The organism is Mycobacterium sp. IS-1556, from assembly GCF_001499985.1.
Taxonomy (GTDB): domain Bacteria; phylum Actinomycetota; class Actinomycetes; order Mycobacteriales; family Mycobacteriaceae; genus Mycobacterium.
The window spans coordinates 130,703-152,696 of sequence record NZ_LQIM01000012.1 but is presented as its reverse complement, the minus strand read 5'-3'; the positions used below and the strand labels follow the sequence as shown (position 1 = coordinate 152,696).

General features: G+C 67.5%; 24 protein-coding genes. 16 read left to right on the top strand and 8 right to left on the bottom strand.

Annotated elements, in window-relative coordinates; genetic code table 11:
- Nucleotides 1-11: 11 nt before the first annotated feature.
- Nucleotides 12-566, bottom strand: a complete 555-nt coding sequence (locus AU187_RS10010; protein WP_172800209.1) for a type 1 glutamine amidotransferase domain-containing protein — start codon at nucleotides 564-566, stop codon at nucleotides 12-14.
- A gap of 169 nt (nucleotides 567-735) precedes the next feature.
- Here AU187_RS10010 and AU187_RS25640 point away from each other — a divergent pair, with 169 nt between their 5' ends.
- Nucleotides 736-891, top strand: coding sequence for a hypothetical protein (locus AU187_RS25640; protein ID WP_172800208.1), 156 nt, complete (start codon nucleotides 736-738; stop codon nucleotides 889-891).
- Here AU187_RS25640 and AU187_RS10005 read toward each other — a convergent pair.
- Nucleotides 888-2,495 (bottom strand): MFS transporter, encoded by a 1,608-nt coding sequence (locus tag AU187_RS10005; protein ID WP_059166772.1) that lies wholly within the window; start codon nucleotides 2,493-2,495, stop codon nucleotides 888-890. The two genes, AU187_RS25640 and AU187_RS10005, sit on opposite strands and share 4 nt — an antisense overlap.
- The gene (locus AU187_RS10000) at nucleotides 2,495-3,196 is read right to left on the bottom strand and encodes an LppX_LprAFG lipoprotein (RefSeq protein WP_059099970.1); all 702 of its coding nucleotides are present in this window, start codon (nucleotides 3,194-3,196) and stop codon (nucleotides 2,495-2,497) included. Before AU187_RS10000 ends, AU187_RS10005 begins: the two co-directional genes overlap by 1 nt.
- 70 nt (nucleotides 3,197-3,266) lie before the next feature.
- Here AU187_RS10000 and AU187_RS09995 point away from each other — a divergent pair, with 70 nt between their 5' ends.
- From AU187_RS09995 to AU187_RS09975, 5 genes are all read left to right on the top strand, one after another.
- Entirely contained in the window at nucleotides 3,267-3,875 is a 609-nt protein-coding gene (locus AU187_RS09995) for a riboflavin synthase (protein ID WP_059099971.1), read from the top strand.
- A gap of 29 nt (nucleotides 3,876-3,904) precedes the next feature.
- Complete coding sequence (locus AU187_RS09990) at nucleotides 3,905-4,198, top strand: DUF732 domain-containing protein (protein ID WP_082691799.1); 294 nt, start codon at nucleotides 3,905-3,907, stop codon at nucleotides 4,196-4,198.
- Between the two features lie 115 nt (nucleotides 4,199-4,313).
- Nucleotides 4,314-5,633, top strand: a complete 1,320-nt coding sequence (locus AU187_RS09985; RefSeq protein WP_059164099.1) for a bifunctional 3,4-dihydroxy-2-butanone-4-phosphate synthase/GTP cyclohydrolase II — start codon at nucleotides 4,314-4,316, stop codon at nucleotides 5,631-5,633.
- Entirely contained in the window at nucleotides 5,630-6,109 is a 480-nt protein-coding gene (ribH, locus tag AU187_RS09980) for a 6,7-dimethyl-8-ribityllumazine synthase (RefSeq protein WP_059099973.1), read from the top strand. The genes AU187_RS09985 and ribH overlap by 4 nt, the downstream gene beginning before the upstream one ends.
- Nucleotides 6,102-6,551 (top strand): PH domain-containing protein, encoded by a 450-nt coding sequence (locus tag AU187_RS09975; RefSeq protein ID WP_059099974.1) that lies wholly within the window; start codon nucleotides 6,102-6,104, stop codon nucleotides 6,549-6,551. The genes ribH and AU187_RS09975 overlap by 8 nt, the downstream gene beginning before the upstream one ends.
- Here AU187_RS09975 and AU187_RS09970 read toward each other — a convergent pair.
- Nucleotides 6,538-7,005 carry a GNAT family N-acetyltransferase gene (locus tag AU187_RS09970; protein ID WP_059099975.1) on the bottom strand — a complete coding sequence of 156 codons (468 nt, stop codon included), beginning with the start codon at nucleotides 7,003-7,005 and terminating at the stop codon, nucleotides 6,538-6,540. The genes AU187_RS09975 and AU187_RS09970 overlap by 14 nt on opposite strands.
- Nucleotides 7,002-8,846 carry a gamma-glutamyltransferase family protein gene (locus AU187_RS09965; RefSeq protein WP_502687751.1) on the bottom strand — a complete coding sequence of 615 codons (1,845 nt, stop codon included), beginning with the start codon at nucleotides 8,844-8,846 and terminating at the stop codon, nucleotides 7,002-7,004. The genes AU187_RS09970 and AU187_RS09965 overlap by 4 nt, the downstream gene beginning before the upstream one ends.
- 98 nt (nucleotides 8,847-8,944) lie before the next feature.
- Between AU187_RS09965 and uvrC the strand changes: the two genes are divergently transcribed.
- The 4 genes from uvrC to whiA are packed head-to-tail and all read left to right on the top strand — an operon-like array spanning nucleotide 8,945 to nucleotide 13,822.
- Entirely contained in the window at nucleotides 8,945-10,927 is a 1,983-nt protein-coding gene (gene uvrC, locus AU187_RS09960; RefSeq protein WP_059099976.1) for an excinuclease ABC subunit UvrC, read from the top strand.
- Nucleotides 10,928-10,938: 11 nt separating this feature from the next.
- The gene (rapZ, locus tag AU187_RS09955; RefSeq protein ID WP_172799489.1) at nucleotides 10,939-11,838 is read left to right on the top strand and encodes an RNase adapter RapZ; all 900 of its coding nucleotides are present in this window, start codon (nucleotides 10,939-10,941) and stop codon (nucleotides 11,836-11,838) included.
- The gene (yvcK, locus tag AU187_RS09950; protein WP_059156939.1) at nucleotides 11,835-12,848 is read left to right on the top strand and encodes a uridine diphosphate-N-acetylglucosamine-binding protein YvcK; all 1,014 of its coding nucleotides are present in this window, start codon (nucleotides 11,835-11,837) and stop codon (nucleotides 12,846-12,848) included. Before rapZ ends, yvcK begins: the two co-directional genes overlap by 4 nt.
- Nucleotides 12,845-13,822: a DNA-binding protein WhiA gene (gene whiA, locus AU187_RS09945; protein WP_156425383.1), complete on the top strand. Its 978-nt coding sequence runs from the start codon at nucleotides 12,845-12,847 to the stop codon at nucleotides 13,820-13,822. Before yvcK ends, whiA begins: the two co-directional genes overlap by 4 nt.
- Here whiA and AU187_RS09940 read toward each other — a convergent pair.
- Nucleotides 13,819-14,217, bottom strand: a complete 399-nt coding sequence (locus tag AU187_RS09940; protein ID WP_156425372.1) for a hypothetical protein — start codon at nucleotides 14,215-14,217, stop codon at nucleotides 13,819-13,821. The genes whiA and AU187_RS09940 overlap by 4 nt on opposite strands.
- 49 nt (nucleotides 14,218-14,266) lie before the next feature.
- Between AU187_RS09940 and AU187_RS09935 the strand changes: the two genes are divergently transcribed.
- The 5 genes from AU187_RS09935 to secG all read left to right on the top strand — a co-directional run bounded on the left by AU187_RS09935 (nucleotide 14,267) and on the right by secG (nucleotide 18,300).
- Complete coding sequence (locus AU187_RS09935; RefSeq protein ID WP_059100171.1) at nucleotides 14,267-14,914, top strand: ABC transporter substrate-binding protein; 648 nt, start codon at nucleotides 14,267-14,269, stop codon at nucleotides 14,912-14,914.
- Nucleotides 14,915-14,993: 79 nt separating this feature from the next.
- Nucleotides 14,994-16,016, top strand: a complete 1,023-nt coding sequence (gap, locus tag AU187_RS09930) for a type I glyceraldehyde-3-phosphate dehydrogenase (protein ID WP_059099981.1) — start codon at nucleotides 14,994-14,996, stop codon at nucleotides 16,014-16,016.
- A gap of 4 nt (nucleotides 16,017-16,020) precedes the next feature.
- Complete coding sequence (locus tag AU187_RS09925) at nucleotides 16,021-17,235, top strand: phosphoglycerate kinase (protein ID WP_059099982.1); 1,215 nt, start codon at nucleotides 16,021-16,023, stop codon at nucleotides 17,233-17,235.
- 14 nt (nucleotides 17,236-17,249) lie between these two features.
- Entirely contained in the window at nucleotides 17,250-18,035 is a 786-nt protein-coding gene (gene tpiA / locus AU187_RS09920) for a triose-phosphate isomerase (RefSeq protein WP_059099983.1), read from the top strand.
- Nucleotides 18,036-18,066: 31 nt separating this feature from the next.
- Entirely contained in the window at nucleotides 18,067-18,300 is a 234-nt protein-coding gene (gene secG, locus AU187_RS09915; RefSeq protein ID WP_019348649.1) for a preprotein translocase subunit SecG, read from the top strand.
- 12 nt (nucleotides 18,301-18,312) lie between these two features.
- Here the strand turns inward: secG and AU187_RS09910 are convergent, their stop codons facing one another.
- Nucleotides 18,313-18,678 carry a hypothetical protein gene (locus AU187_RS09910; RefSeq protein ID WP_059099984.1) on the bottom strand — a complete coding sequence of 122 codons (366 nt, stop codon included), beginning with the start codon at nucleotides 18,676-18,678 and terminating at the stop codon, nucleotides 18,313-18,315.
- A gap of 128 nt (nucleotides 18,679-18,806) precedes the next feature.
- Here AU187_RS09910 and ppc point away from each other — a divergent pair, with 128 nt between their 5' ends.
- Entirely contained in the window at nucleotides 18,807-21,605 is a 2,799-nt protein-coding gene (gene ppc, locus AU187_RS09905; protein WP_059099985.1) for a phosphoenolpyruvate carboxylase, read from the top strand.
- A gap of 6 nt (nucleotides 21,606-21,611) precedes the next feature.
- Here the strand turns inward: ppc and AU187_RS09900 are convergent, their stop codons facing one another.
- Entirely contained in the window at nucleotides 21,612-21,983 is a 372-nt protein-coding gene (locus AU187_RS09900; RefSeq protein WP_059100172.1) for a hypothetical protein, read from the bottom strand.
- Nucleotides 21,984-21,994 lie beyond the last annotated feature (11 nt).

Genomic DNA, 21,994 nt, shown 5'->3' with positions numbered 1-21,994 from the left:
CCGGGTTTCGGCTACTTGGCGAAAGCGCTCACCAGCGTGTTGCAGAACGCAGGCAGATCATCCGGTTTGCGGCTGGACACCAAAGTGTTTGGCCCGCGCGAGCATTCGACCACTTCGTCGTCGACCCAGTTGGCTCCCGCGTTGACGAGGTCGGTCTTCACGCTCGGCCACGATGTCATGGTGCGTCCACGCACCACGTCCGCCTCGATCAGCGTCCAGGGTCCGTGGCAGATCACCGCCACCGGCTTGGCCGCATCGAAGAAACTTTTCGTGAACGCGACCGCGGCGGCGTTCATGCGGAGGTTGTCGGGGTTGGCGACGCCTCCCGGCAGCACCAGGCCCGCGTAGTCGGACGCCGACACCGAATCGGCGGATTTCTCGGCCTCGAACGTGTCGGCCGGGGTGAGATGATTGAACGCCTGAATCTTGCCGACCTCCGTCGACACCAGCTCCGGGGTGCCGCCGGCCTGTTCGACGGCCTCCCACGGTTCGGTCAACTCCACCTGCTCGACGCCTTCGGGTGCGACCAGGAACGCAATCTTCTTGCCAGTCAGTGAACTTGCCATCAGCTTTCTCCGTTGACGTGGGTGTGACCGCACGCATACCCGGCGCGGCAAGGAGCCAATCAGCACGTTTCGTCGGTACACTCGTACCAGAGTGGGCCGCAGCGCCCCTGCTGTAATCGCGCCTTCACCGACGATTTGCGCGCAGGTGAGCACGAACAAAGGACGACCCATGACTGCACTGCAGGACTGGCTCAGCATTCGCCCAATGGACCCCCGAAGCCTCGCGGCCTTGATCTGCGACACCTTGCGGGGTGATGCCGCCGAGGAGAAGGCCGCCCGGCCAGCCGAGCCCGCGCTGTTGCGCCCCGGCCTCGAGCGCTGCTAGAGGCCGCTGACCGAGTCTGCGTCGGCTTTCTCGCCTACGGCCGCCGGTTCGTCGGCATGCTCGTTCCTGCCGCTGATCAGCAGTCCGAGCAAGGCGCCGGCGACGCAGACCACCGCTGTTGCCAGAAAAATAACCCCATACTGCATGGTGTAGGCCTCCACGGTCGCCCGTGAAAGTCGCGCGGCTTGAGCGGCCATCAACCCGCCGGGGGTATCTGCCGTTGGGGCCGGTAGGGCGTCGAGGCGCTCCTCCAGGAACTGATTGAACTTGTACAAGCCCCATGCCGTCAGCGCGGCCAGGCCGATCAGCATGCCGATCATGCGTGCCACCACGACGGCGGCCGAGGCGATGCCGTGCTGAGCCGCCGGCACCACTCGTAGTGTCGCCGAGGTCAGCGGCCCGATCACCAGGCCCAGTCCGAAGCCCGCGATCGCAAGGTCGGTGTCGAGCACCGGTAGGGCGACAAAGCCGAGGTCGTGGTGGGTGGTCAGCACATCGACCCCCCAGTTCGAGATCAGCCAGTACCCGCCCGCGGCGATCATGAGGCCCGCGAAGGCGACGATGCGATCGCCGATCCGGGTGGCGATCCAGCCGCCGATGACCGCACCGATCGGCAGCGCGATCAGGAAGCGCAGCAGCAGAAGAACCGCTCCGTTCTGGTCCTCACCGAGCACGCCCTGCCCGAACAGTTCGACGTTGACGAGCGTCACCATCAGCGCGGCGCCCGCGCACAGCGACGCCCCCAGCGCGGCGAGGAATGGCCGGAAGTGGACGCCGGCCGGATCGATCAGCCGGGTGCGGGCGAACCGCTCCCAAACGAAGAACAACACCAGGGCGAGCGCCGCGGCCAGGAGCACCGGCAGCCCGTAGCTCGGCAGGATCTTCTTGCCGTCGGGAGCGGGGTTGTACAGCCCGATCACCGTCAGGCCGAGCGCGACGGCGAGCAGTACTCCGCCGACCACGTCCACCCGTTCCGGGTCTTCGGACTTGAGGCGGGCGGGCAGGCTGAAATGAATCAGCACCATCGCCACGAGCGCCAGCGGCACATTGATCCAGAACACGTCTCGCCACGTGTTCAGGAGTGCGACCACGCCGATGCCGTAAAGCGGGCCCAACACACTGCCCAATTCCTGCGCGGCGCCGATCCCGCCCAGTACCGACGCCCGATTACGGGTGGCCCACAGGTCTGCGGCCAGCGCCAGCGTGACTGGCAGCAGCGCGCCGCTCGCGACGCCTTGAATCGTGCGGCCGACCACCATCGGAACCAGGTCGTTCGACATCGCGGTGACGACGGAACCGACCGCGAACCCTGCCAGGCTCAGCTGCAGGATGAACTTGCGGCCGAACCGGTCCGAGGCGCGGCCCAGCAGCGGCATGGCCGCGATGTAGCCCAGCAGATAACAGGTGATGATCGGAGTCACCCGTTGCAGCTGGTTCACCGGGATGCTGAGGTCGACGATGATGTCCCTGATGATGGCGACGACGACGTAAGTGTCCAGCGCGCCGAGCAGCACCGCGAGGCCGCCCGCACTGATCGCGATCCGGCGATTCGACCTCGTCGTTGGCGTCGTCTCGGCGTTAGCGGCTCCTACTGAAACCGACATCAGGCCGCCGGCGGCTTGGTGACGGTCACCGGCTTGCCCCACTCCGACAGCGTCATGGTGATGCTGGTGTCTGGGGCGGTCTGCAGCTTGACCTGGGCCAGCTTGTGGTCGCCGTCCTCAGCGATCCACGCGGTTCCGGGCACCGGACCGGTCGCCCCGATCTGCGGCGCGATCTTGTTGACCGCGTCGGCGCTGACGTTTCCGGTGATGCGGACGGTCTCCACACCGTTGATCGTCTCGCGGCCCTCGGCCTTCGCGTCGGAGAAGTTGGCGAGCACGTTGGCCACGCCCGTCTCGGGATTGAGGATGAGCGAGGCGTCGTAGATTTCGGCGGCCGGGCCGAAATTCGACAAGCCGGCGCCCGGAGTCAGCGAGGCGTAGAGGTCGCCGTCAACGACCTTGAACTCCACGCCTTCGAGGCGCTGGCCCATCATCAGGAGATTGACCTTGCCTTCGGCGGAGAAAACCGGAGCGTTGCTCAGGTCGCCTTCGAGCATCTCGATCGGCAGCTTTTCGGACGGGCCCTCCATCGTCAGCTTCATGTGCGCGCTGGTCTGGTTCTTTGTGGTTTGGCTGGATTGCTGCAGGAGAGTCGCGGCATCCGGAAGGTCTTTGGCGGATTCCTCCGACTTGGAGCACCCCGCGAGGAAGGCGACGGCGGCGGCCAGGGTTGCGACGATCAGCATGAGGCGCTTGGGCATGAGTGCATCGTAGAGGGTCCGGCGATGTGGAAGCGGTCGACGGGGCGTGGTGACTGGATAGTCTGGCGGCGTGTTCACCGGAATCGTCGAAGAGGTGGGCGAGGTCGTCGACAAGGAGGAGCTCGGCGATTTCGCCCGGCTCGCGATCCGCGGACCCCTCGTGACATCGGATGCCCGCCACGGCGACTCGATCGCGGTCAACGGCGTCTGCCTGACCGTCGTCGAGGTGCGGCCCGACGGCGTGTTCACCACCGACGTGATCGGTGAGACGTTGAACCGGTCCAGCCTCGGCCGCGTCGGAACAGGCAGCCGGGTCAACCTGGAGCGTGCGGCGGCGGTCAACAGCCGGCTCGGCGGCCACATCGTCCAGGGACACGTCGACGGAACCGGACACGTCGTCGCGCGCACACCGTCGGAACGTTGGGTGGTGGTGCGTATCGCGCTGCCGACCGCGCTGTCGCGCTACGTGGTGGAGAAGGGCTCCATCACCGTCGACGGGGTGTCCCTGACGGTGTCCGGCCTCGGGCATGACTGGTTCGAGGTGTCGTTGATCCCGACCACGCTCGACCTGACGACGCTCGGTCGCGCCGAGGTCGGTACCCACGTCAACCTCGAGGTGGATGTGATCGCGAAGTATGTCGAGCGGTTGCTGGCTCCGGAAAATCCGTTCACCGGCTGAGAGTGGGGTTGCGCCCGTAGGCTCTGGTCATGGTCACGACATATCGCGGTCTGATCGTTCCAGTGGCGGCCTTGTCGACGTTCGCGGTGATCAGCGCAGCGCCCGCGCAGGCGGACGAAGCAACCTATCTGAAAGAGTTGTTGCCCAGCTACACCCATCTCACTGCTGCGCAATTGCTCGCTGAGGGGTACCGGGTGTGCCAAGCCGAGCGCAGCGGTACCAACTCCCCGGAAGCCGTCAAGATGGTCTACAGAGATCTTGGGGTGTCTCTGACCGCGGCAGGTGACATCGTCAGAGCTGCCGTAGTCCATCTCGGCTGCTGACCAGACGGCTTACTGCCCCTTTCGCGGGCCGCCGATGACCGCTGGCCGGGAGCCCGTCTTCCCAGGTCAGGGGAGCGGCAATAACTTCTGAACCGTGGTGGTTCATACTGATGTGGTGACGAGGCTGGACTCTGTTGAGCGAGCGGTTGCCGACATCGCCGCGGGTAAGGCCGTCGTCGTGATCGACGATGAGGACCGCGAGAACGAAGGTGACCTCATCTTCGCCGCCGAGAAGGCCACTCCTGAACTCGTCGCGTTCATGGTCCGCTACACCTCGGGTTATCTGTGTGTGCCGCTGGACGGCGCGATCTGCGACAAGCTCGGTCTGCTGCCGATGTACGCGGTCAACCAGGACAAGCACGGCACCGCGTACACCGTCACCGTCGACGCGAAGAACGGTGTGGGAACGGGAATTTCGGCCTCGGACCGGGCGACGACGATGCGGCTGCTGGCCGACCCCGCCAGTCTCGCCGACGACTTCACCAAGCCGGGACACGTCGTGCCGCTGCGCGCGAAGGACGGCGGGGTGTTGCGTCGCCCCGGTCACACCGAGGCGGCCGTCGACCTGGCCCGCCTCGCCGGACTACAACCCGCCGGTGCGATCTGCGAAATCGTCAGCCAGAAGGACGAGGGCGCGATGGCGCAGACCGACGAGCTGCGCATCTTCGCCGACGAGCACGATCTCGCGCTGATCTCGATCGCCGATCTGATCGAGTGGCGGCGCAAGCACGAAAAGCACATCGAGCGCATCGCCGAGGCGCGCATCCCCACCCGCCACGGCGAGTTCCGCGCCGTCGGCTACACCAGCATCTACGACGACGTCGAGCACGTCGCCCTGGTAAGGGGCGATATTGCCGGGCCGACCAGCGACGGTCACGACGTGCTGGTGCGGGTGCACTCCGAATGCCTCACCGGCGACGTGTTCGGGTCCCAGCGCTGCGACTGCGGCCCGCAACTCGACGCCGCGATGGCGATGGTCGCCCGCGAGGGCCGCGGCGTCGTGCTGTACATGCGCGGGCACGAAGGTCGCGGTATCGGGCTCATGCACAAGCTGCAGGCGTACCAATTGCAGGACGCCGGCGACGACACCGTCGACGCCAACCTCAAGCTCGGCCTGCCCGCCGATGCCCGCGACTACGGCATCGGCGCACAGATCCTCGTCGATCTCGGGGTGCGTTCGATGCGGCTGCTCACCAACAACCCCGCCAAGCGGGTCGGCCTGGACGGCTACGGCCTGCACATCATCGAACGCGTGCCGCTTCCGGTGCGGGCCAACAAGGAGAACATCCGCTACCTGATGACCAAGCGCGACCGGATGGGTCACGACCTGAGTGGCCTCGACGACTACCACGAAGCGACCACCATGGCCGACTACGACGAAGGCGTCTACCTGCTTGGTGACCGGCGCCCGACCGATCTCGGTGGAGCCCTGTGAGTGGTACTGGTGTACCCGATCTTCCCAACATCGACGGATCGGGGCTGAAGCTGGCCATCGTGGCCAGCACATGGCACGAGACCATCTGTGACGCGCTGCTCGGCGGCGCCCGCAAAGTCGCCTCGGGCGCCGGCATCGACGACCCCACCGTGGTGCGGGTGCTGGGCGCCATCGAAATCCCGGTCGTAGCACAGGCATTGGCGGCCACACACGATGCCGTGGTGGCGTTGGGTGTGGTGATCCGCGGCGAGACACCGCATTTCGACTACGTCTGCGATGCGGTCACCCAGGGCCTGACCCGGGTGTCGCTGGACGCGTCGACACCAGTCGCCAACGGTGTGCTGACGACCAACAGCGAGCAGCAGGCCCTGGACCGTGCCGGGCTGCCCTCCTCGTCCGAAGACAAGGGAGCCCAGGCGGCCGCTGCGGCGCTGACCACGGCGCTGACCCTGCGAGGCCTTCGCGCCCATGAATGACTGGGACGTCGAGATACGCCCCCGCCTGGCAGTGTATTTCGCTTACGCCGCCGCGGCGCTGATCCTCGCCGCACACGTCACCGTCGGTGCACTGTTGAAGATCGGCTCCACCGGGGTGATCTTCCGGACCGCCGACCAGGTGGCGATCGCACTGCTGGGCGTCGTCATCGCCGGTGTGGTGCTGCTGTTCGCCCGGCCCCGGCTGCGCGTAGGAGCGCCGGGGGTAGCGGTGCGGAATCTGCTCGGCGACAAAGTGGTTCCATGGTCGGACGTCGTCGACATCTCGTTCCCTCGAGGCGCGCGGTGGGCCCGCGTCGATCTGCCCGACGACGAATACATTCCGGTCATGGCGATTCAGGCCGTCGACAAGGACCGCGCCGTCGACGCGATGGACCGCGTCCGCGCCCTGCACGACCGCTACAAGGACGTCAACTCACGCTGAGTGACATCGCGAGTTCCTCGCGCTTGGAAGCTGTTTGATCATCGGCGACGGTGAAGCCGAGGCTCTCGTAAACCCCGCGTGCCGCGGCATTGTCGGTGGCCACGCGCAACCTGACCGTGTGGACGTGGCTGGCGCGTGCCCAGTCCACGGCGGTCGCGACCAGACGTCGGGCCAGGCCGCGGCCGCGGGCTGCCGGATCGAGCCACAGCGAGTAGAGATACACCGTCTCGGGGTTCTCCCGTTGCGCTGCGATCAGGCCGACCGGCCGGTCGCCGACCACCGCGGCGAACTGCGCATGCTCGCGCAACCGGCGCCGCCACTGCGCGGCGGTGAAAGCCGCTTCGTCCCGGTAACTCGGATCGTTTTCACCCAGCGCGTCGGCCAGCGCCCGTAGCCGCATGCCGGCGAACACCCGCCAATCGGACTCGTCGAGTTGGGCGACGCACACCGTCATCGGGAGTCACCCATGACCAACCCTTCCCGGCGAGGGTCCGCGCCGCCGATGAGGCCGGTGCCGTCCCGGGCGATGGCCGACAGGCCGCTCGACTGGTCGGCCAGGTCGACCTCATGGCCGAGTTCACGCAGTCCCTGCACCAGGGGGTCGTGGTCCCCGTTATCGGAGGTGTCGATGGCCGGATGCTCGCCGCCGACGTTGGTGGTCGGTGTGTTCGCCGCACCGAAGTCGACCATCGACACCGCCTGCTGCGGATCGAGACCCCAGTCGAGCAGGCCCACAATGGTTTTCGTCACGAACTGGATGATCACCGAACCGCCGGGCGAACCGAGGACCGCGTACAGTCGACCGCGCTCTCCCGGCCGGTCCGGCGCATGGTCGAAGATCAGCGTCGGGGCCATCGTGCTGCGTGGTCTCTTGCCGGGCTGGACCCGGTTGGCGATGGGTGTTGCGTCGGGGCCGGTGGGGTCGGCCGAGAAGTCGGTCAGCTGGTTGTTGAGGATGAACCCGTCGACCATGTGAAAGGAGCCGAAGGCCGATTCCACCGTGGTGGTCAGCGACGCGGCGTTGCCCTGCTTGTCGACGATGCTGAGATGGCTGGTGCCGTGTTCCGGAGTCGGCGGCGCCGGGGCCGTCGGTGGGCCGAACTCGCCGGGCTTCGCGGTGCCCATGCTGTGCTGCTCGGAGATCAAGGCGGCGCGACCGGCGAGATAGTCGCTGCCGAGCAGTGTTTCGGGTGAGTTGCCCGGCAACGGAACGAAATCGGTGTCGGCGACGTACTTGTCGCGATCGGCGTAGGCCAGTCGTTCCGCCTCGGCGACCAGGTGTACGCCCATGACCGAGGGTCGGCCGCCGTTGAGATCGATGTCGGTCGGCTTGTGATCGGCCATCGGGAAGTGTTCGAGAATCCCGAGCGTGGCGACAACGGCGATGCCGCCGGACGACGGCGGCGGCATCCCGCAGATCTCGCGTCCGCGGTACGGGGTGCACAACGGCTGCCGCTTCTTGACGGTGTACCCGGCCAGGTCCTCGACCGTCATCGCGCTGGGCGTCCGACCACCGGAGGTGTCGGCCGCCGCCGCCACGATGTCCCGGGCGAGGGTGCCGGTGTAAAACGCCTGCGGGTCAACGGCGATGGCGCCCAACGTCTTCGAATAGGCCGGGTTCGTCAGCCGGGTGCCCGCAGCCTTCGGGGTGCCGTCGGGGTTGAGGAAATACTCGGCGGCCTGCGGATCGACCTGCAGCCGTGGCGCCGCGTCGGCGATGGCCGCGGCCAATCGTGGGCTGATGTCGAAGCCGTCGTCGGCCAGCGCGACCGCGGGACCGAACAGGTCGCGCCAGGCCGTTCTGCCGTGTTCGGCGTGGACCTCGGCGAGCATTCGGACGATGCCCGGCACGCCGATGGAGCGGCCGGAGGCCCGGGCGTCGGGTTTCGGTTCGGTGCGGTCGGCGTCGGAGATCCAGCGCAGGTAGTTCTCCGTGGCAGCGGCCGGCGCGGTCTCGCGGCCGTCGTAGGCCTGCACAGCCCCCGAGGCGGCATCGAGGTACAGCAGGAAACCACCGCCGCCGATGCCCGAGGACTGCGGCTCCACCAGACCAAGGACGGCCTGCGCGGTGACCAGCGCGTCCGCTGCGGTGCCGCCGTCGCGTAGCACCTCGCATGCGGCCTGGGTGGCCAGTGGGTTCGCGGTGACGACCGAATACGTTGCCGTGCGTACCGGCGTCATGTCGGTGCGGTAACCGGTGGCCCCCTCCGGCGTGCCGTTCGTGACGATCTCGCACGGTCCCGCGGCGGGTTCCCTGGCGTCCTCCGCGGCGCACCCGGCCAGCACCATGCTCATCCCCGTCAGCGGCGCCATCACCTTCATCAGTGAGGAGATCCGCATCACTCGACGGTAGTGGATCGGGGACGTCGTGACGCGGCAGTAACCTGGAATCCGTGCCCGATCCAGCGACGTACCGACCCGCCCCCGGGTCGATCCCCGTCGAGCCGGGCGTCTACCGGTTCCGCGACCCGCACGGCCGGGTCATCTACGTCGGCAAGGCGAAGAGTCTGCGCAGTCGGCTGAACTCCTACTTCGCCGATCTGGTGAACCTGGCCCCCCGCACACGGCAGATGGTGATGTCGGCGGGCAGCGTCGACTGGACGGTGGTCAACACCGAAGTCGAGGCGCTGCAGCTCGAGTACAACTGGATCAAAGAGTTCGATCCGCGATTCAACATCCGGTACCGGGACGACAAGTCATACCCGGTGCTCGCGGTCACGCTCAACGAGGAGTACCCGCGGCTGATGGTGTACCGCGGGGCGCGGCGCAAGGGTGTCCGCTACTTCGGTCCGTACTCGCACGCCTGGGCGATCCGCGAAACCCTCGACCTCCTCACCCGCGTGTTTCCAGCTCGTACCTGCTCGGCGGGAGTGTTCAAGCGGCACAGGCAAATCGACCGGCCGTGCCTGCTGGGCTACATCGACAAGTGCTCGGCTCCGTGCATCGGCCGGGTCGGTGCCGACGAACATCGCCAGATCGTCCTCGATTTCTGCGACTTCCTGGCGGGCAAGACCGACCGGCTGGTCCGCGACATGGAACAGCAGATGACCGAGGCCGCCGAGGAATTGGATTTCGAGAGAGCCGCGCGCCTGCGCGACAACATCGGTGCGCTCAAGCGGGCGCTGGAGAAGCAGGCGGTGGTGTTCGGCGACGGCACTGACGCCGACGTGGTGGCCTTCGCCGACGACGATCTGGAAGCCGCCGTGCAGGTCTTCCACGTCCGCGGTGGCCGGGTGCGCGGCCAGCGCGGCTGGATCGTCGAGAAATCGGGTGAGCCGGGCGAAACGAGTCAGGAACACTTGGTGGAACAGTTCTTGACCCAGTTCTACGGCGAGCAGGCCGAATTGGACGGCGCCGCCGACGAGTCGACGAATCCCGTGCCGCGCCAAGTGCTGGTCCCGTGCCTGCCGGGCAACGCCGACGAGCTGGCGGCCTGGCTCACGCAGTTGCGGGGGTCGCGGGTGATGCTGCGCGTGCCACAGCGCGGCGACAAGCGCGCGCTCGCCGAGACGGTCCGCCGCAACGCCATGGACGCGCTCACGCAGCACAAGCTCAAGCGGGCCGGTGACTTCACCGCGAGAACCGCTGCGCTGCAGAGTATTCAGGACGCGCTCGGGCTCGCCGACGCACCGCTGCGCATCGAATGCGTCGACATCAGCCATGTACAGGGCACCGATGTGGTGGCCTCGCTGGTGGTGTTCGAAGACGGTCTTCCACGTAAGTCCGATTACCGGCACTACGCCATCCGGGAAGCCGCGGGCGAGGGCCGTTCCGACGATGTGGCGTCGATCGCCGAGGTGACGAGGCGGCGGTTCTACCGTCACCTGCACGATACCCAGCACCCGACCGAGCTTGCGCCGGAAGGAAAATCGCGCAAGTTCGCCTATCCACCCAACCTGTTCGTCGTCGACGGGGGTGCACCCCAGGTCAACGCCGCACAGTCGGTGCTCGACGAACTCGGCATCACCGATGTCGCGGTGATCGGACTGGCCAAGCGGCTGGAGGAGGTGTGGGTTCCGTCCGAACCCGACCCGCTGATCATGCCGCGCAACAGTGAAGGGCTCTACCTCCTGCAGCGCGTGCGGGACGAGGCGCACCGGTTCGCGATCGCCTATCACCGCAGCAAGCGGTCCAAGCGGATGACCGCCTCAGCGCTGGACTCGGTGCGCGGTCTCGGCGAGCATCGCCGCAAGGCACTGGTCACCCATTTCGGCTCGGTGGCCCGACTCAAAGAGGCGTCCATCGAGGAGATCACCGCGGTACCGGGTATCGGCGTCGCCACCGCCAGGGCCGTACTGGACGCACTCGGCGTCCCGCCCGAAAGCGACGCGCCCGAGGCGGCGATCGGCCATGATCGGAGCAGGGTATCGGGATGACGGACCAAGGGATGCACGAGGACCTCCGCGACGAGGCGAACGCCGACTCGGATATCGACGTGGTCCTCGTCACCGGATTGTCCGGCGCGGGAAGGGGCACCGCGGCCAAGGTGCTCGAGGATCTCGGTTGGTACGTCGCGGACAACCTTCCGCCGGAGCTGATCGCGCAGATGGTCGAGTTGGGGCTCGCGGCGGGTTCGCGGATCACCCAACTGGCCGTGGTGATGGACGTGCGGTCGCGGGGGTTCACCGGCGATCTCGACTGGGTGCGCAACCAGCTGGCCGCCCGGAACATCACGCCGCGGGTGGTGTTCCTGGAGGCCTCCGACGACATCCTGGTGCGCCGCTACGAGCAGAACCGCCGCAGCCATCCGCTGCAGGGCAATCAGACGCTGGCAGAAGGTATTGCGGCTGAGCGGGCGCTGCTGGCCCCGGTGCGCGCATCCGCCGATCTGGTGATCGACACCTCAACACTGTCGGTGCCCGCGTTGCGCGAGAGCATCGAACGCGCCTTCGGCGGTGAGACCGTCGCGCACACCAACGTCACGGTGGAATCTTTCGGCTACAAGTACGGGCTGCCGATGGACGCCGACACCGTGATGGACGTCCGATTCCTGCCGAACCCGCACTGGGTCGACGACCTGCGTCCGCATACCGGGCAGCATGCCGCGGTCCGCGACTACGTTCTCGGGCAGCCGGGTGCGGGGGAGTTCCTGGACACCTATCATCGGCTGCTCGACGTAGTCATTGACGGATACCGTCGCGAGGGGAAGCGATATATGACCGTCGCCATCGGATGCACCGGCGGCAAACATCGAAGCGTGGCGATCGCCGAGGCGCTGGCGGCGCGGCTGCAGGCGGGTGAGGACCTGACGGTACGGGTACTGCACCGGGATCTGGGCCGCGAATGAGTTCCCGCATCGTGGCACTCGGCGGAGGACACGGGCTGTACGCCACGCTGTCGGCCGCTCGCCGGCTCACCCCGCACGTCACCGCGGTCGTCACCGTCGCCGACGACGGCGGCTCGTCGGGACGGCTGCGCAACGAACTCGACGTGGTGCCACCCGGTGACCTACGAATGGCGTTGGCGGCGTTGGCTTCCGACAGTCCGCACGGTCGGCTGTGGGCCACGATCATCCAGCATCGCTTCGGCGGCAGCGGTGCGCTCGCCGGCCATCCGATCGGCAACCTCCTACTGGCCGGGCTCAGCGAAGTGCTCGCCGATCCGGTCGCCGCGCTCGACGAGCTGGGCCGCATCCTGGGTGTCAAAGGCCGGGTGTTGCCGATGTGCCCCGTTGGGCTCGGGATCGAGGCCGACGTCGCCGGTCTCGAGGCGGATCCGCGGATGAGCCGGGTGATCAGCGGTCAGGTGGCAATCGCCACGACCGTCGGAAAGGTGCGTCGGGTGCGGCTGCTGCCGGGCGACCCGCCGGCCACCCGGCAGGCAATCGACGCCATCATGGCCGCCGACCTGGTGGTCCTCGGTCCGGGTTCGTGGTTCACCAGCGTCATCCCGCATGTGCTGGTGCCCGACATGCTGGCGGCGTTGCAGGCGACAACCGCGCGCCGAGCACTGGTGCTCAACCTGGTGGCCGAGCCGGGGGAGACGGCCGGCTTCTCCGTCGAGCGGCACATCCACGTGCTGTCGCAGCACGCGCCGACCTTCACCGTGCACGACATCATCGTCGATGCGAGCCGGGTGCCCAGTGAACGCGAACGCGAGCAATTGCGGCGCACCGCGACCATTCTCGATGCCCGAGTTGAGTTCGCTGACGTCTCCAGACCTGGTACACCTTTACATGACCCGGCGCGGTTGGCCGCGGCTCTGGACGGGGTTCGCCTTCGCGGCGCAGCACCACCGGAGCCGACCGTGCCGACGCCGACGATGAACGGACCGAGAGGTGACGACCCGTGGCGATGACAGCCGAGGTCAAAGACGAGTTGAGCCGGCTGGTCGTCAATGCGGTCACCGCCCGCCGCGCCGAGGTGGCCTCCCTACTGCGCTTCGCCGGCGGGCTGCACATCGTCTCGGGGCGGGTGATCGTCGAGGCGGAGGTCGACCTGGGCATCATCGCCAGGCGGCTGCGCAAGGACATCTACGACCTGTACGGCTACAACGCGGCGGTGCACGTTCTGTCGGCCAGCGGCATCCGCAAGAGCACGCGGTATGTGGTTCGGGTGGCGAACGACGGTGAGGCGCTGGCCCGCCAGACGGGCTTGCTCGACCTGCGCGGCCGACCCGTGCGCGGGTTACCCGCCCAGGTCGTCGGCGGCAGCGTGGCCGACGCCGAAGCCGCCTGGCGGGGAGCGTTTTTGGCGCACGGGTCACTCACCGAGCCGGGCCGGTCGTCGGCGCTGGAGGTCAGTTGCCCGGGCCCGGAGGCGGCGCTGGCGCTGGTCGGTGCGGCCCGCCGGTTGGGGGTCAGCGCGAAGGCCCGCGAGGTGCGCGGCACCGACCGCGTCGTGGTGCGCGACGGCGAGGCGATCGGCGCGTTGCTGACCCGGATGGGCGCGCAAGACACCAGGCTGACGTGGGAGGAGCGCCGGATGCGCCGCGAGGTGCGCGCGACGGCGAACCGGTTGGCCAACTTCGACGACGCGAACCTGCGTCGCTCGGCTCGGGCGGCCGTCGCGGCCGCGGCACGGGTGGAGCGGGCGCTGGAGATCCTCGGCGACACGGTGCCCGACCATCTGGCCGCGGCGGGCAAGCTGCGCGTCGAGCACCGGCAGGCGTCGCTGGAGGAGCTGGGCCGGCTGGCCGATCCACAGATGACGAAAGACGCTGTGGCCGGTCGCATCCGGCGATTGCTGTCGATGGCCGACCGCAAGGCCAAACAGGATGGCATCCCCGACACCGAGTCGGCCGTCACGCCGGACCTGCTCGAAGACGCTTAGGTTTCCGCCGAGCGCATCGTTTTCAGCATCGCCTGATCCTGCTGCGACAACTCCTGCAACAGGTTCGCGAGTTCGCTCTCGGCGCGGACGAATGTCTCGAATGCGCGAAGCGCCGCCGTGTCCGACATCGCGGCTTCGTCGTGTGCCGCCATGGGCAGGCTCCGGTAGTCGGCCATCTCGACGGCAATACCGGACAACCGGTCGGCGACGTCGCGGTGCGCGGTCACCAACGCCGCGTACGCGTCGAGTTCCCTTCTCGCATCCGCGTCGGCGGGGTCGAGCGCCCTCATGTGCGCCTCGAGAACGCGTGCTTGCGCGTGCAGCGCTTCGCTGAGCTTGCCGGGGATGACGGCCCGCGCCGCCAACCCTTGGCCACAGGTTGATGGTTCTTCCATACCCGGAAGTTTCCACCCGATGCGTAGCCACCTCAAATACGGTGGATTCATGGAGACGCTGAGGGTCGCGACGGCCATCCCGTATCCGCCTTTTATCAGCGACGAGGGCGGCCTCGACGTCGACCTGATGCACGCGCTGGGCGAACACCTCGGCGCCACAGCCGAATTCGTGGATCCAGGGTCAGCCTACGACTGCGTCACCGGCACCACGGTGACCTCGGAGGCCGACATGCTTCCGCCGTACGTGATCAGCGGCCAGGCGCTGGCCGTCGACGCCCGGCGCTCGCCCCGGGTGCGATCCGTCGACGACCTCGTCGGGCTGACCATCGGCGTGCGGCGCGGCGACACCGGCCAGTCGATCGCCGACCGATTGGCCGCCGACGGCAAGGCCGGCGCCGTCCGCAGCTACGACTCCATCGTTTCGGCGCTGACCGACCTCGGCACCGGCGCGTGCGACGCGGTCATCGCGCTCGCGCCCGTCCTCACCGAACTGGTCAGGCCGATACCCGGCGTGGACGTGGTTCAGCGCGGCCTCTCCACAGAGGACATCGCGATTGCCGTCGCCCCGGGCGACCAGGCGTTACTCGGGCGGCTGACCGTGGCGCAGGCCGAGTTGGAAGCCGACGGCACGCTGCAACGAATTCGCCGCGAATGGCTCGGCAACCCGTACACGGACCAGAGCTTGACTGTGCACTGACCAGGTCGCACGTGGCCGCTATCACACCACTAGGCTGGCCTCTGAGCACCACACGTTGAGGCGACTGAGGGAGAGACCAGTGACCATCCGGGTAGGCGTTAACGGCTTCGGCCGCATCGGGCGCAACTTCTACCGGGCGCTCGAGGCGCAGAAGGCCGAAGGCAAGAGCACCGACATCGAGGTGGTCGCCGTCAACGACCTCACCGACAACGCCTCGCTGGCGCACCTCCTGCGCTTCGACTCGATCCTGGGCCGGTTCCCCAAGGAGATCAGCCTCGAGGGCGAGGACACCATCGTCGTCGGCGATAACAAGATCAAGGCGCTGTCGGTCAAGGAGGGCCCGGCGGCGCTGCCGTGGGGGGATTTGGGCGTCGATGTCGTAGTTGAATCAACGGGCATCTTCACCAAGCGCGACAAGGCGCAGGGCCACCTGGACGCGGGTGCCAAGAAGGTCATCATCTCCGCGCCGGCCAGCGACGAGGACATCACGATCGTGCTGGGCGTCAACGACGACAAGTACGACGGCAGCCAGAAGATCATCTCCAACGCGTCGTGCACCACGAACTGCCTTGGCCCGCTGGCCAAGGTCCTCAACGACGAGTTCGGCATCGTCAAGGGGCTGATGACCACCATCCACGCCTACACCCAGGACCAGAACCTGCAGGACGGCCCGCACAAGGACCTGCGCCGGGCGCGCGCGGCCGCCATCAACATCGTGCCCACCTCGACCGGCGCCGCCAAGGCCATCGGACTGGTGCTGCCCGAACTGAAGGGCAAGCTCGACGGCTACGCGCTGCGGGTGCCGATCCCCACCGGGTCGGTGACCGACCTGACGGCCGAGCTGTCCAAGACGGCCAGCGTCGACGAGATCAACGCCGCGTTCAAGGCCGCGGCCGAAGGTCCGCTCAAGGGCATCCTCAAGTACTACGACGCGCCGATCGTGTCCAGCGACATCGTGACCGACCCGCACAGCTCGCTCTTCGACGCGGGGCTGACCAAGGTCATCGACAACCAGGCCAAGGTCGTGTCGTGGTACGACAACGAGTGGGGTTACTCGAACCGCCTCGTGGACCTCGTCGCGCTGGTCGGCAAGTCGCTGTAACGCCGTGGCGATCAGGACGCTCGAAGACCTTCTGGCAGAAGGTGTTTCGGGACGGGGCGTGCTGGTCCGGTCGGACCTCAACGTCCCTCTCGATGATGACGGCGACATCACCGACCCCGGACGGATCACCGCTTCGGTGCCGACACTGAAGGCGCTCTCCGATGCGGGGGCCAAGGTAGTCGTCACCGCGCACCTCGGCCGTCCCAAAGGGGGCCCGGACCCGAAGTACTCGTTGGCTCCCGTCGCGAAGGCATTGGGCGAGCAGCTCGGTCGGCACGTGCAGCTCGCCGGTGATGTCGTCGGAACCGACGCTTTGGCCCGCGCCGAAGGCCTGACCGAGGGCGACATCCTGCTGCTGGAGAACATCCGCTTCGACGCCCGCGAGACCAGCAAGGACGACGCCGAGCGGCTGGCGCTGGCGAAGGCATTGGTCGAACTCGTCGGCGATGACGGCGCTTTCGTCTCCGACGGTTTCGGCGTGGTGCACCGCAAGCAGGCGTCGGTGTACGACGTCGCGAAGTTGCTGCCGCACTATGCGGGCACGCTGGTGGCCGCCGAGGTGAAGGTGCTCGAGCAGCTGACCAGCTCGACGGACCGGCCGTACGCCGTCGTGCTGGGCGGATCCAAGGTGTCCGACAAGCTCGCGGTCATCGAATCGCTCGCCGAGAAGGCCGACAGTCTGCTCATCGGCGGCGGGATGTGCTTTACCTTCCTTGCGTCCCAAGGTGTTTCGGTGGGTACCTCGCTGTTGGAAGAGGGCATGATCGACACGTGCCGCAAGTTGTTGGACACCTACGCCGACGTGATCCATGTGCCGGTCGACATCGTGGTGGCCGACAAGTTCGCCGCCGACGCGACGGCCGAGATCGTCGCGGCCGACCGGATTCCGGAAGACAAGATGGGCCTTGACATCGGTCCCGGCTCGATCGAGCGGTTCACCACGCTGCTGTCCAACGCCAAGACCGTCTTCTGGAACGGTCCGATGGGGGTTTTCGAGTTCCCGGCGTTCGCGGCGGGCACCAAGGGCGTCGCCGAGGCGATCATCTCCGCGACCGCCAAGGGCGCGTTCAGCGTCGTCGGCGGCGGCGATTCGGCGGCCGCGGTGCGGCAGCTCGGCCTCGACGAGGACGGTTTCTCCCACATTTCCACCGGCGGCGGGGCGTCGCTGGAATACCTTGAGGGCAAGAAACTGCCCGGCATCGCTGTCTTAGAAGAGTGAGAGGTGCTCGAGTCGTGAGCCGCAAACCGCTGATCGCCGGCAACTGGAAGATGAACCTCAACCACTTCGAGGCGATCGCGCTGGTGCAGAAGATCGCGTTCGCGTTGCCGGCGAAGTACTTCGACAAAGTCGACGTCACCGTGATTCCGCCGTTCACCGATCTGCGCAGTGTGCAAACCCTCGTCGACGGCGACAAGCTGCTGCTGACCTACGGCGCGCAGGATCTCTCCGAGCACGACTCGGGCGCCTACACCGGCGACATCAGCGGTGCGTTCCTGGCCAAGCTCGGCTGCACGTACGTGGTCGTCGGCCACTCCGAGCGGCGCACCTATCACCACGAGGACGACGCGATCGTGGCGGCCAAGGCGGCGGCCGCCTTCCGTCACGGGCTGGTGCCGATCGTCTGCATCGGTGAGCAGCTCGAGGTCCGCGAGGCCGGCAACCACGTCGAACACAACGTCGAGTCGCTGCGCGGCTCGCTGGCCGGCCTGTCGGCCGAGCAGATCGGTCAGGCGGTGATCGCCTACGAGCCGGTGTGGGCGATCGGAACCGGCCGGGTCGCCAGCGCCGCCGACGCGCAGGAGGTGTGCAAGGCGATCCGCGACGAGCTGGGCAAGCTGGCCACGCCGCAGCTGGCGGCGGGTGTTCGCGTGCTGTACGGCGGCTCGGTGAACGCGAAGAACGTCGGCGAGATCGTCGCGCAGGAGGACGTCGACGGGGCGCTCGTCGGCGGGGCGTCGCTGGACGGTGAGCAGTTCGCCACGTTGTCGGCCATCGCGGCCGGTGGGCCCCTGCCGTAGTCATACCGGCCGATTAGGTAGTCTTGCGGCCATGGAATTGGCCCTGCAGATCACCCTGGTGGTGACCAGCGTCCTGGTCGTGCTGCTGGTGCTGCTTCACCGCGCCAAGGGCGGCGGCCTGTCCACGCTGTTCGGCGGTGGCGTCCAGTCCAGCCTGTCGGGGTCGACGGTGGTGGAGAAGAACCTGGACCGGTTGACGCTGTTCGTCACCGGCATCTGGCTGGTCTCGATCGTCGGCGTCGCGCTGCTGATCAAATACAGCTGATCCGGCTCCGCGTCAGCCGATCGCCGGACCTATCGGCACTATCGGCGTGGGCAGGGGCGTGCGCGGCGGCTGGCCGGGGTCACCCTGCACCTCGGGCAGGTCGCCGGTGACCGGCCCCGACGGCAAGCCGCGCGGCCCCTGCTGCGAACCCTGGCCCTCGGCGGGCGGCGCGGTGCAGCCGTTCGGGTCTGACGGCAACGTCGGTACCCCGCCGGAGTCGATGCAGCACTGCCATTGCGGCTTGGTCGTGTTCTGGATGCAATTGTCGTACTCCTCGATATCCCAGGTGTTGTCGATCGGGGCGGCGCTGGCGATGCCGGGCAGCACGAACGCGATGGCCGTAGCGCAGAGGGCGCCCGGCAGGAGGTGGTATGTCATTGGTCGGCCCTCCTTGATGGTGATCTATAAAGCGTGCACCCAACCGGGCCGGCGGTGGGCGTTTGAGCAAATCCGGACTGAATTTCCCCCGATCTGCGGCCCGCTGCCGCGGCGCCGATACTTGAGTCATGGCTGACGTCGCCGGACTGGAACCGATAGGCGCGGTCAGGCGCACCCGGGTGGGCCGCGACGCCACCGAGCCGATGCGCGAGGACATCCGGCTGCTCGGCGCGATACTCGGTGACACCGTGCGCGAGCAGAGCGGCGAGGAGGTGTTCGACCTCGTCGAGCGCGCCCGCGTGGAGTCGTTTCGGGTGCGCCGCTCGGAGATCGACCGCGGGGCGCTGGCGCGCATGTTCGACGGCATCGAGATCCGCCAGGCGATCCCCATCATCCGCGCGTTCACCCACTTCGCGCTGCTGGCCAACGTCGCCGAGGACATTCATCGGGAACGTCGCCGCGCCGTGCACGTGGCGGCCGGCGAGCCCCCGCAGGACAGCAGCCTGGCCGCCACTTACGCCAAGCTCGACTCGGTCGATTTGGAGCCTGGCGCCGTCGCCGAGGCGCTTGCGGGGGCGTTGGTGTCGCCGGTGATCACGGCTCACCCGACCGAGACCAGGCGTCGCACGATCTTCGACACACAACACCGCATCACCGAACTGATGCGGCTGCGGCTGCACGGCCACGCTGCCACCGACGACGGTCGCGACATCGAGCACGAACTGCGTCGCCACATCCTCACGCTGTGGCAGACCGCGCTGGTTCGGTTGTCCCGGTTGAAGATTCAAGACGAGATCGAGACCGGTCTGCGCTATTACCCGGCCGCGTTCTTCGAAGTCATCCCACAGGTGAACGCCGACGTGCGCGCGGAACTACAGGATCGCTGGCCCGATGCTGGGCTACTCGACGAGCCGATCGTGCGGCCCGGGTCGTGGATCGGCGGCGATCGCGACGGTAATCCGAATGTCACCGCAGAGGTGGTGCGCCTTGCCACCTCCAACGCCGCGTACACGGCGCTGGACCACTATTTCGCCGAGATCACCGCGCTGGAAGAGGAGCTGTCGATGTCGGCGCGGCTGGTCCGGATCAGCGACGACCTCGCCGCGCTGGCCGCCCGGTGCGACGAGCCCGCGCGCGCCGACGAACCCTACCGGCGAGCGCTGCGCGTGATCCACGCCCGCCTCACGTCGACGGCGCAGGAGATCCTGGACCAGCAGCCGGAACACGAACTCGACCTGGGTCTCGAGCGCTATCAGACGTCCGCCGAACTGCTGGCCGACCTGAACGTGGTCGACGAGTCGCTGTGCGCAAACGGCAGCGCGGTGCTGGCCGACGACCGGCTGGCACGGCTGCGAGAAGCCGTGCACACGTTCGGTTTCCACCTCTGCGGTCTGGACATGCGGCAGAACTCCGAAGTGCACGAGGAGGTCATCGCGGAGCTTCTCGCCTGGGCCGGTGTGCACCCGGACTACCGATCGCTGGCCGAGGAGGAACGGATCCGACTGCTGGCCGGGGAGCTGGCGACTCGGCGGCCGCTGGTCAAGGAGGGTGCGGCCCTGTCCGAACTGGCCCGCAAGGAACTCGACATCGTGGACGCGGCCGCGCGGGCAGTGCGGGTCTTCGGGCCGCAGGCGGTGCCGAACTACATCATCTCGATGTGCGAGTCCGTTTCGGACATGCTGGAGGCCGCCATTCTCCTCAAGGAGGCCGGCCTGCTCGACGTGTCGGCTGAGCAGCCGTACGCCCCGGTGGGCATCGTGCCGTTGTTCGAGACGATCGACGATCTGCAACGGGGATCGTCGATCCTCGAAGCGGTGCTGGATCTCCCGGTGTACCGATCGATCGTGTCCGCGCGTGACGACAGCCAGGAAGTGATGCTCGGTTACTCCGACTCCAACAAGGACGGCGGCTATCTGGCGGCGAACTGGGCGCTGTACCGCGCCGAACTCGATCTGGTGGAGTCGGCGCGCAAGACCGGAATCCGGTTGCGCCTCTTCCACGGTCGCGGCGGCACGGTCGGCCGCGGTGGCGGCCCGAGCTACGACGCCATCTTGGCGCAGCCGCCGGGAGCGGTGAACGGATCGCTACGGATCACCGAACAGGGTGAGGTGATCGCCGCCAAGTACGCCGAGCCGCAGATCGCGCACCGCAACCTCGAGACATTGGTGGCCGCCACCCTGGAGGCCACGCTGCTCGACGTGGAAGGCCTCGGCGACGCCGCCGGCCCCGCCTACGAGGTGCTCGACGACCTGGCAGCACGCGCCCAGCGGGCATACGCCGAATTGGTCCACGAGACACCGGGTTTCGTCGACTACTTCAAGGCATCGACACCGGTGAGCGAGATCGGCGCACTCAACATCGGCAGCAGGCCGTCGTCGCGCAAGCCCACGACCTCGATCGCCGATCTGCGGGCGATTCCATGGGTGTTGGCATGGAGCCAATCGCGGGTCATGCTGCCCGGTTGGTACGGCACCGGTTCGGCGTTCGAGGAGTATGTGGGTGAGGGCCCGGAGAAGGAAGCTCGGGTCGAGGTGCTGCAGGACCTGTACCGGCGGTGGCCGTTCTTCCGCACTGTGCTGTCGAACATGGCACAGGTGTTGGCGAAGTCGGACCTGGGATTGGCCGCCCGCTATTCCGAACTCGTCGAGGACGAAGAATTGCGGCGCCGGGTTTTCGACAAGATCGTCGCCGAGCACGACCGCACGATCCGCATGCACAAGCTCATCACCGGCCAGGACGACCTGCTGGCCGACAATCCGGCGCTGGCGCGTTCGGTGTTCAACCGCTTCCCGTACCTGGAACCGCTGAACCACCTTCAGGTCGAGCTGTTGCGCCGCTACCGTTCCGGCGACGACGACGAACTCGTCCAGCGGGGAATCCTGCTCACGATGAGCGGGTTGGCGACCGCATTGCGCAACAGCGGATAGCCGCCGTCACAATCCGGCGGTCTTGCGCACTTTGTTCACAGCTCCTCGCACCGCCTGCTCGGTGGCGGCCAGCGGCGAGATCACCGATTCACCGAGGCCGACGATCCGCTCCACCCGGTCGACGATGCCCTCCATGCGGTCCACCACCGCGTTGAGCCGCGGGGCGAGCTGGTTGATCTGGTTGATCGTCTCGTTGAACCGCTCGAGCGTGGCATCGAGGTTGGCGGTGGAACTGTTCAGGTCCTCGAGGGTTTCGCTGAGCCCCACGAGGATGGTGTCGACCTGTTCGACTGTGACGTCGGCGTTGAGTGCCGCCTGCGCGAGCTTCCTGATCCGTTCCGGCCCCGTGCGCACCGGCCTACCACCTTTGTCTGCCATGTCGCTCATTA